A 578-nucleotide genomic window follows, 5' to 3' on the forward strand; every position below is an offset into this window, starting at 1 on the left:
CTGAATACCCGCGCGAATAATTTCCGAATAGTACGCCGCCTCAAACATTGAGAACGCGACCATGGCAGAGATCAGGCGGATATCGGTTTTCGGCGACAGCCCCAGCACGTTTTGCAGCAGGCCGGGGACGATCAGATAAAACCACAGCAGCACCATCACCAGCGGAATGGAGCGGAAGACGTTGACGTAGGCGGTAGCGAACCAGGCGAAAGGCTTGAAGCTCGACAGGCGCATGACCGCCAAAATCGTGCCCCAGACAATACCAACCACGATCGCAATGGCGGTGATTTTTAAGGTAATAACCAGCCCGTCGAGCAGATAGGGCATGGCGGGAACAATGGAACTCCAGTCAAACTCGTACATTATTTGCCCCCCAGATTGCCCGGCAGGCGAGTTTTACGTTCACCCAGGTTCATCACCAGCATGATGAAAGCGTTAATCAGCACATAGGCCACGGTAATGGCGGTGAAAGATTCCCACGCGTGGGCGGAGTAATCCAGCAGCTTGCCCGCCTGCGCCGCCATATCGACCAGACCAATGGTGGAGGCGATGGCTGAGTTTTTCACCAGGTTCATCAT

At 54.8% G+C, this 578-nt stretch carries 1 protein-coding gene and 1 pseudogene; both read right to left on the minus strand.

What is annotated here, in order from left to right:
• On the minus strand, nucleotides 1-363 hold a 363-nt coding region (locus K5E19_RS23535; protein WP_221553345.1), incomplete at its 3' end, for an ABC transporter permease subunit.
• Nucleotides 363-578: pseudogene (locus K5E19_RS23540) on the minus strand (amino acid ABC transporter permease); the annotation flags it as partial. The pseudogene K5E19_RS23540 and the gene K5E19_RS23535, both read right to left, overlap by 1 nt.

This window comes from Enterobacter sp. RIT637, from assembly GCF_019718755.1.
Classification (GTDB): domain Bacteria; phylum Pseudomonadota; class Gammaproteobacteria; order Enterobacterales; family Enterobacteriaceae; genus Enterobacter.